This window comes from Blastococcus sp. SYSU D00695 (assembly GCF_054050555.1).
Genome location: NZ_JBJGZP010000053.1, coordinates 1 through 8,215, shown reverse-complemented (window position 1 = coordinate 8,215; position 8,215 = coordinate 1). Strand labels below are relative to the sequence as shown.

General features: G+C 77.2%; 10 protein-coding genes. 3 read left to right on the top strand and 7 right to left on the bottom strand.

Translation table 11 applies throughout. The features are described 5' to 3' along the window. Positions 1-80 precede the first annotated feature (80 nt). Together ACI781_RS19065 and ACI781_RS19060 are read right to left on the bottom strand one after the other, a co-directional pair. The gene (locus tag ACI781_RS19065) at positions 81-1,301 is read right to left on the bottom strand and encodes an SPFH domain-containing protein (protein WP_456567707.1); all 1,221 of its coding nucleotides are present in this window, start codon (positions 1,299-1,301) and stop codon (positions 81-83) included. Between the two features lie 31 nt (positions 1,302-1,332). Continuing rightward, positions 1,333-1,776, bottom strand: coding sequence for an NfeD family protein (locus ACI781_RS19060; protein WP_456567706.1), 444 nt, complete (start codon positions 1,774-1,776; stop codon positions 1,333-1,335). A 103-nt stretch (positions 1,777-1,879) separates the two neighbouring features. On the opposite strand from ACI781_RS19060, the gene ACI781_RS19055 reads away from it, so the two are divergent. Continuing rightward, on the top strand, positions 1,880-2,617 hold the full coding sequence (locus ACI781_RS19055; RefSeq protein WP_456567705.1) for a hypothetical protein: 738 nt from the start codon (positions 1,880-1,882) through the stop codon (positions 2,615-2,617). 150 nt (positions 2,618-2,767) lie between these two features. On the opposite strand, the gene ACI781_RS19050 is transcribed toward ACI781_RS19055, so the two are convergent. Genes ACI781_RS19050 through fabG form a run of 3 tightly spaced genes read right to left on the bottom strand, consistent with a single transcriptional unit; the run spans position 2,768 to position 5,437 of the window. Beyond that, positions 2,768-3,895, bottom strand: a complete 1,128-nt coding sequence (locus ACI781_RS19050) for a ferrochelatase (protein ID WP_456567704.1) — start codon at positions 3,893-3,895, stop codon at positions 2,768-2,770. A gap of 40 nt (positions 3,896-3,935) precedes the next feature. Then, positions 3,936-4,727: an enoyl-ACP reductase FabI gene (gene fabI / locus ACI781_RS19045; protein ID WP_456567703.1), complete on the bottom strand. Its 792-nt coding sequence runs from the start codon at positions 4,725-4,727 to the stop codon at positions 3,936-3,938. Next, positions 4,727-5,437: a 3-oxoacyl-ACP reductase FabG gene (fabG, locus tag ACI781_RS19040; RefSeq protein WP_456567702.1), complete on the bottom strand. Its 711-nt coding sequence runs from the start codon at positions 5,435-5,437 to the stop codon at positions 4,727-4,729. Before fabG ends, fabI begins: the two co-directional genes overlap by 1 nt. 87 nt (positions 5,438-5,524) lie before the next feature. Here fabG and ACI781_RS19035 point away from each other — a divergent pair, with 87 nt between their 5' ends. Then, entirely contained in the window at positions 5,525-5,830 is a 306-nt protein-coding gene (locus tag ACI781_RS19035) for a hypothetical protein (RefSeq protein ID WP_456567701.1), read from the top strand. Between the two features lie 7 nt (positions 5,831-5,837). Here the strand turns inward: ACI781_RS19035 and ACI781_RS19030 are convergent, their stop codons facing one another. After that, a complete protein-coding gene (locus ACI781_RS19030) occupies positions 5,838-6,173 on the bottom strand; it encodes a hypothetical protein (RefSeq protein ID WP_456567700.1) in 336 nt (111 codons plus the stop codon). Positions 6,174-6,508: 335 nt separating this feature from the next. On the opposite strand from ACI781_RS19030, the gene ACI781_RS19025 reads away from it, so the two are divergent. Then, the gene (locus ACI781_RS19025; protein WP_456567699.1) at positions 6,509-6,919 is read left to right on the top strand and encodes an excisionase family DNA-binding protein; all 411 of its coding nucleotides are present in this window, start codon (positions 6,509-6,511) and stop codon (positions 6,917-6,919) included. Positions 6,920-6,947: 28 nt separating this feature from the next. On the opposite strand, the gene ACI781_RS19020 is transcribed toward ACI781_RS19025, so the two are convergent. After that, on the bottom strand, positions 6,948-7,967 hold the full coding sequence (locus ACI781_RS19020; RefSeq protein ID WP_456567698.1) for a transglycosylase family protein: 1,020 nt from the start codon (positions 7,965-7,967) through the stop codon (positions 6,948-6,950). Positions 7,968-8,215: the final 248 nt, after the last annotated feature.

The following is an 8,215-nucleotide window of genomic DNA, read 5'->3' as shown; positions in this document are numbered from 1 at the left end:
GGAACCCAACAACCCCGCCCCCCCCCCCCCCCCCCCCCCCCCCCCCCCCGCCCCCCCCCCCCCCCCCCCCCCACCACGGCTCACCGCTGCGGCGGGGCCTCGGGGTCCTGCGGCGGCTGCTGGCCGGGCACCGGGGGAAGCGGCGGGGCCTCCTCGGCCGCGGTGTGCGCCATCGCGCCCGTCGGCGGCAGCGTCGGTGTCGGGACGGCGGGCACCGTGTCGGCCAGCTCGGTCATGTGGATCTGCGCCTCGGGCTGCGCGGCGGCCGGCGGCAGCTGCGACTCGAACCAGTCACTGGTGTCCATCTGCCGCGCCGGTCCGGCCGCCCCGTCGGACGGTCCGACGTCCATCCACGAGCGGCCGTCGCCGTCCGCCCCGCCCATCCGGGCCAGCCCCTCCAGCGCCTTGCTGAACTCGCTGGGGACGATCCACATCTTGTTCGCGTCGCCCTGGGCGATCTTCGGCAGCGTCTGCAGGTACTGGTAGGCGAGCAGCCCCTGGTCGGGCTTGCCCTCGTGGATGGCCTGGAAGACGGTCTCGATGGACTTGGCCTGGCCCTGCGCCTGCAGGTAGAGGGCCGCCCGCTCGCCCTCGGCGCGCAGGATCCGGCTCTGCCGCTCGGCCTCGGCCTCCAGGATCGCGGCCTGCTTCTTGCCCTCGGCCGACAGGATCGCCGCCGCCTTCTGCCCCTCGGCGGTGGTGATCTGCGACTGCCGCTGCCCCTCGGCCTGCAGGATGAGCGCCCGCTTGTCGCGGTCGGCGCGCATCTGCTTCTCCATCGAGTCCTGGATCGACGCCGGCGGGTCGATCGCCTTGATCTCCACCCGGGCCACGCGCAGGCCCCACGGGCCGGTCGTGCCGTCGAGGACGGAGCGCAGCTGGCTGTTGATCCCGTCCCGGCCGGTCAGGGCGCCCTCGAGGTTCAGCCCGCCGACGACGTTGCGCAGGGTCGTGGTGGTCAGCTGCTCCATGCCGGTGATGTAGTTCGCGATGCCGTAGACGGCCAGCCGCGGGTCGGTGACCTGGAAGTAGACGACCGTGTCGATGCCGACCTGCAGGTTGTCGGCGGTGATCACCGGCTGCGGGGGGAAGGAGATGACCTGCTCGCGCAGGTCGATGGTGGCGCGGACCCGGTCGATGAACGGCACGAGGATCGACAGGCCGGGCGACAGGGTGCGGCTGTAGCGGCCGAGGCGCTCGACCACCTTGGCCTGCGCCTGCGGGACGATCGTCACGCTCTTGGCGAGCACGAAGACCACCAGCAGCGCGACCACGAGCAGCGCGATCAGGGCGGGCGTCACGGGAGGGCTCCCTCGGTCGGGGTCGGGTGGGTCACTCGAGTTCCAGGGCGTCGCCCACCACGGCGGTGGCGCCGTCGACCTGGAGGATGCGGACGGTGGCGCCCACGGGGAACGTCTCGCCGCCGTACTGGCTGCGCGCGGTCCACTCGTCGGCACCGAGCTGGATGCGGCCGCCGTGGCCGTCGACCGCGCGGGTCACCCGGGCGGTGCGGCCGATGACGGTGGCCACGCCGTCGAGCTGCTCCGGGGTCCGGTCCACCAGGTGCCGCTTGGCCAGGGGCCGGACCAGCACGAGCAGCAGCCCGCTCACGACGATGAAGGCGGCCAGCTGTAGGACGACGGGGCCGCCCAGCAGCGCCACGCCCATGCCACCGAGGGCACCCCCGGCCAGCATGAGCAGGAAGAGGTCACCGCCGGCCAGCTCGCCGGCCACGAACAGGCCCGACGCGATCAGCCACAGCAGCCAGGGGTCCACGGGGCCACTGTCGCATCCGGACGCCGCGTCGAGAACGCCGTCGTCGATCATGTTGCCCGACCGTTGCCGCGGCGCGGGCCGGCGCCCGACGTAGCCTCGCGAGGTGCACGACCTCCCCGCCGGCCGGTTCGCCGCCTGGGCCACCGCGCTGCTGTCCGGCCGCTGCTCCTTCGACGACGCGCTGGACGCCGTCGCCGGCGAGACGGCGCACTCGGTCACCGGGCTGCCGGGCACCGACGGGTCCGTCCCGCTGGGCCGGGTGCTGGCCGGGCTGCGCGGGGTCGGCGAGCGGCGGGTCGCGCTGGCGCTGCCGGTGCCCGGCGACGTGCGTGGCGTGCCCCGGGCCCCGGGCCTCGTCGAGGCCGCCGTGGACGCCGGGCAGGTGGCCGTCGGCAGCGTGCTCGCGCTCGTGCCGCGGCCGCTGGGCACCGAGATGGTGACCTGGACGGCGTTCGGGCTGGCCGGGGTGGCGCCGGCGCCGCCCCCGGTCGAGGGGACGCTGCGGGCGGCGTCCGGCGCGCTGGACCTGGCCGTCGGCGACGCGGCGCGGACCCTCGCCGGCCTGGACCTCGCCCGCTGGCACCCCGAGGTCCCCGCGCTGCTGTCCGGCCTGGGCCGGCCGGCCGCCGCGCCCGGCATGCCGGCCGACACCGACCCGCTGGCGCTGTCGGTGCTGGCGAGGGCCCGGCGGCTGGCCCGGGTCCTCGACCTGGCCCTCGCCGACGCGCCCGGCGGTGCGGTCACCACCGGGCAGGCCGCCGCCCGGGACGAGGCGCTGCGGCCGCTGTCCGACGCCGTCCGCGCGGCCCTGACCGCCGCCTACAACGCGGTCCCGCGCTGACGGCCCGCACCCACCGGCGGCGCGTCGCGGCCCGGTGACCGCCGGGACCTCACCGCCGCCGGACCGTCCACCCTGCGGGCCGGTCCCCGAGGCTGCGGCCGGGATCCCGCCCGCACGGTGCGGAGTCCGCCCGCAGGGTGCGGGGCCGGGTCAGCGCGCGGGGCGGGCGGGGCGAGCGACGTGGCAGCAGGCCGCCGGGCAGTTCGTGCCCAGCCGCGGGGCGGCCCCGGCGCGGCGCTCCTGCAGCAGCTCGCGGACGGTGGCGACGAAGGCCGGGTGCGTCCCGGCGGTCCCGGCCCGCACGAAGGTCAGCCCCAGCTCCTCGGCGGTCTCGCGCGCCTCGGTGTCGAGGTCCCAGACGACCTCGAGGTGGTCGCTGACGAACCCGACCGGGAAGACCACGACCGCGGTCTCCCCCGCCGCGGCGAGGGTGCGCAGGTGGTCGTTGACGTCGGGCTCCAGCCACGGCACCGACGGCGGGCCGCTGCGGCTCTGCCACACCAGGTCGACGTGCCGCCCGGGGGCGACGGCGTCGACGACCGCGCGGGCCGCGGCGTGCAACTCGTCCTGGTAGGCGCCGCCGTCCGGCCCGGCGACCGCGGCCATCGCGTCGGGGATCGAGTGCGCCGTGGCCACCAGGCGCGCGGCGCCGCGGACCTCCTCGGGCAGCTGCGCCAGCGCCGCGGCCAGGGCGTCGACGTTGGCCCGGACGAAGCCCGGCGCGTCGAAGTAGTGCGGCAGCTTCTCCGCGGTCGGGGCGCCGGGACCGTACGCGGCGCGCGCCCGGGCGACGTCCTCGTGGTACTGGCGGCAGCCCGACGCCGAGGCGTAGGCGGAGGTGGCGAAGACGTACACGTGCTCGATGCCGTCGTCGGCCATCTGCCGCCAGGCGTCCTCGACGTAGGGCGCCCAGTTGCGGTTGCCCCAGTAGACCGGCAGGTCCACCCCGGCCGCCCGCAGGTCCGCCTCCACCGCCGCGATCAGCGCCTCGTTCTGGTCGTTGATCGGGCTGACGCCGCCGAAGTGCAGGTAGTGCTCGGCGACGGCCTCCAGCCGCTCGCGGGGGACGCCGCGGCCGCGGGTGACGTTCTCCAGGAACGGCATCACGTCCTCGGGGCCCTCGGGACCGCCGAAGGACAGCACCAGCAGCGCTTCCCGCCGGCCCGCGGGTGCGGGGTCGGCGGACGGCTCGCGGCCGCCGTTGTTGCGGACCGCCAGCGACGGGTCGTCGTCGGGGGCCTGGCCGGGGTGGATGTCGACGTCGGTGGCGCGGGGCACGGAGGGGGTTCGCCTGCCGGGACTCGTTCGGATGCGGGATTCAGACGCCGACGGCGTGGAAGCCGCCGTCGACGTGCACGATCTCACCGGTGGTGGCCGGGAACCAGTCCGACAGCAGGGCGACGACGGCCTTGCCGGCGGGCTCGGTGTCGGTGACCGACCAGCCCAGGGGCGCGCGGCCCTCCCAGGCCTCCTCGAACTGCTGGCTGCCGGGGATGGACTTCATCGCCATGCTGCGCAGCGGCCCGGCGGCGACGAGGTTGACCCGCACGCCCTCGGGACCCAGCTCGCGGGCGAGGTAGCGGGAGGTGGACTCCAGCGCCGCCTTGGCCGCCCCCATCCAGCCGTAGACCGGCCAGGCCACCGAGGCGTCGAAGGTCAGCCCGACGACGGAGGCCTGCTCACCGAACAGCGGCCGGCAGGCCTGGGTGAGCGAGGCCAGCGACCAGGTCGAGACCTGGAAGGCGGTGGCCGCGTGCTCCCACGCGACCTCGGTGAAACCGTCGCCCATGGCCTCCTGCGGGGCGAAGCCGATCGAGTGCACGACCCCGTCGAGCGGGGCGTCGCCGATGTGCTCGCGCAGCCGGCCGGCGAGGGTCGCCAGGTGCTCGGGATCGGTCACGTCGAGCTCGATGACCGGCACCTCCTGCGGCAGCCGCTTGGCGATCCGCCGGGACAGCGACAGCGCCCGCCCGAAGTTGGACAGGACGACGGTGGCGCCCTGCTCCTGGGCGATCCGCGCCGTCGCGAACGCGATGGACGCCTCGGTGAGGACGCCGGTGACCAGGATGGTCTTGCCCGCCAGCAGGCCGGTCGCCGTCGTGTTCGTCATCAGTGCCCCATCCCCAGTCCGCCGTCGACCGGGACGACCGCCCCGGTGATGTAGCCGGCGTCCGCGCCGGCCAGGAAGGTCACGACCCCGGCCACCTCGTCCGCGGAGGCGTAGCGCCCCAGCGGGACCTGGCCGAGGATCTCCTGCTGCCGCTTCTCGGGCAGCGAGGCGGTCATGTCGGTCTCGACGAAGCCGGGGGCCACCACGTTGGCGGTGATGCCGCGGCCGCCGAGCTCGCGGGCGATCGAGCGGGCCAGACCGACCAGCCCCGACTTGCTCGCCGCGTAGTTCACCTGCCCGGCCGAGCCCAGCAGGCCGACCACCGAGGACACGAACACCATTCGCCCGGCGCGGGCCCGCACCATCTTCGGGGTGGCCCGCTTCGCGACCCGGTAGGCCGCGGTCAGGTTGGCGTCGACGACGTCGGTGAAGTCGTCCTCCGACATCCGCATCAGCAGCCCGTCGCGGGTGATGCCGGCGTTGCTGACCAGGACCTCGACCGGCCCCTGGTGCTCCTCGACCTCGGTGAACGCGCGGTCGACGGCGGCGGCGTCGGTCACGTCGCAGGTGACCCCGAAGAGCCCGTCGGGCACCCCGCTGCCCCGGTGGGTCACCGCCACCGCGTCGCCCTGCGCGGCGAAGGCGCGGGCGATGGCCAGGCCGATCCCCCGGTTCCCTCCGGTCACCAGCACCGACCTGCCCACGACCATCTCCCTGCGCCGACGCCCGACTGTCCGCACTGAACCTAGTGCCCGCCTCCGGGCGACCGGGTCCCGGCCGGGCGGCACACTGGGGCGGTGCCCCTGCCCGACCTGCGCACCGCCCGCGGGGTGGTCCGGCTGCTCAACAGCAGCGCCGGCGGGGTGCTGTGCCTGGCCGGCGCGGTGGACTCGGCGGCCGTGGCCGACTTCGTCCGCCGCTACGGCCGGGAGCCGGCCCGCGTGGCGCTCGTCGACGCGGGCTCGGTGACGGCGCTGTCGCCGTCCGGCCTGGAGATCCTGCTGGACCACCTGGAGGTGGCGCGGCGGTCCGGCCGGCCGGCGACCCTGCGCCCCTCGCCCGCGGTCACCTCGGCTCTCGCGGCGGTCCGCGCCGGCCGGTGACCGGGCCTCACGCGCCCCGGGCGTTGTGGAGCTGCTTGCGCACCCAGCCGGCCAGGCAGTGCAGCGCCGCGTGCGCCTCGGCCGAGGCGTAGCCCTGCTCCACCCGGACGGCGTCCAGCAGCTCGCCGCTGTCGACCGTGCCCGTGCGGGCGAACCGCGCGAGCACCTGGCCGGACGGGGTCGGGCTGCTCAGCATGCTCGCGATCCCGAGCGCCACCCGGTCCGACACCGCCACCGTCACCGGCGCCCGGGCGACGGCACCGCGGGCGTCCAGCACCGCGGCGACCTCGCTGAGCACGGTGAGGTCGCTGGCGGGGGCCTTGGCCTTGCTGTGGATGTTCACGTTCCCCCCTCGCCACGCACGTACGGGCACCCCACGGCCGGCGGCTGCGCCGGCCGGGTGCCCCACTGCTGGATCGGCACCGCCCCGCCACCCCCACAGCCGGGGCACCGGTCCGGCCACCCGCAGGGGTGAGCCGACCCGCCGGGCGCCCGGCTCGCGCACCCGCACGGATGCCGCCGGGCGCACGGTCAACATCTGACAAACCGGACCAGTCCGTCTCATCCTCGTTCCCCTCGTGCCCCGCCCGACTTCCCCCTTACCGTCGGTATCAGCACAGACGCGGAACGTCGCCACTTCGGCCCGCGCCGCCCCGCCCGCCTCCGAGAGGAACCCCGGTGTCCCTTCCCCACCGCCCCGCTCCCCGCCCCGCCGTCCCGGGCCAGCGCCTGCAGCGCCCCGCCGCGCCGCAGGGCGCCCGCCCGTACCCGGGCACCGGGACCCTCGGTCAGCGGCCGCTCGGTCAGCGCCCCGCCGGCGTGCAGCAGATGGCCGGCCACCCGATGACGACCCACCCCATGACCCCGCACCCCATGACCGCCCGCCCGCCGGTGCCGCAGCCGTCCCGCCCGGCCGTCCCGTTCCTCACCGTCGCCGAGGTCGCGGCGATCATGCGGGTGTCGAAGATGACGGTGTACCGCCTGGTGCACAACGGCGAGCTCGCCGCCGTGCGCGTCGGCCGGTCCTTCCGCGTCCCCGAGCCCGCCGTCCGCGCCTACCTGGCCGAGGCGCGCACCGACGTCGCCTGACGGCCCGGGGCGGGACGCCGGCGACCGGTCACAGCAGCCGGCCGCAGGTGGGCCAGGCCCCCGCGCCCTGCCGGGACAGCACCACCTCGGCGACGGCGATCTGCTGCTCACGGCTCGCCAGGTCGGCACGCGCGGCGTAGGCCCGGCCACCCGCGCCGTCCCAGGTGCGCTGGTTGAACTGCAGACCGCCGTAGTAGCCGTTGCCGGTGTTGATGCTCCAGTTGCCGCCGGACTCGCAGCGCGCGACGGCGTCCCAGTCGTGTCCGGCACCCCCGGCCGGGACGGGCGCCGGGGCGGGCGGCTGTGGTGCGGAGGGGCGGGGCGCCGGGGGCTGCGGGGACGGCGGCTCGGGCGCCGGGGGCGGCTCCGGCGCCGCCTGCGCCTGCAGCTCCACCAGCGTCGTCCGCGCCTGCTCCAGCTGCGCCTGCAGCTCCGTCTGGCGCGCCTGCAGCCCGGCGACCCGGTCGACCGCCGCGGCGCGCACGGACTCGGCCGTCGCCAGCGCCGACCCGGCGGTCTGCCGGAGCTCCTCCGCCCGCGGCACGGCGGCCTGCGCGACCGCCCGGGCGTCCTCGGCCCGCTGCCGGGCCCCGCTCGCCTCGGCCACCACGTCCGACCGGTACTCCCCCACGACGTCGAGGAGGGCGGCCCGCTCCACCACCTGGGCCGCGCTGCCGGAGGTGAGCAGCCCCTCCAGCACCGGCGAGGTGCTCCCCGACATGTAGCTGCGGCGGGCGAAGACGGCGACGGCACCCTCCGCCGACGCCAGCCCGTCCTGCGCGGCCCGGGCCGCGTCGTCGGCCGCCTGCGCCTCGGCCCGGGCCTGCTCGTACGCCTGCTGCGCGGCGTCGGCCTGCGCCCGCGCGGACGCGACCCCCGCGTCGGCCTCGGCGACGGCGGCCTGCGCCGTCCCGAGCTCGGTCAGCGCGCCCTGCACCTGCGCGGCCGCCGCGTCGGCGACCTGCTGCGCGTCGGCCACGGGGGCGGGCGGTTCCGCCGACGCCGGCGTGGCCACCACCGCCAGGGCCAGGACGGCGGTCCCGACCACTGCTGCCCGTCGGCACCCCCGCCACCGGTTCGACGTCCGCACGCTGGTCCCCCTCGTCGCCGCGGTCGGTCCTCCCCCACGGTGCCATGCGCGCCGCCGGGCCCCGACCCGAGCCCCCCTGCCGGCCGGCCGGGGGGGGGGGGGGGGGGGGGGGGGGGGGGGGGGGGGGGGGGGGGGGGGGGGGGGGGGGGGGGGGGGGGGGGGGGGGGGGGGGGGGGGGGGGGGGGGGGTGTGGGGGTGGGTGGTGG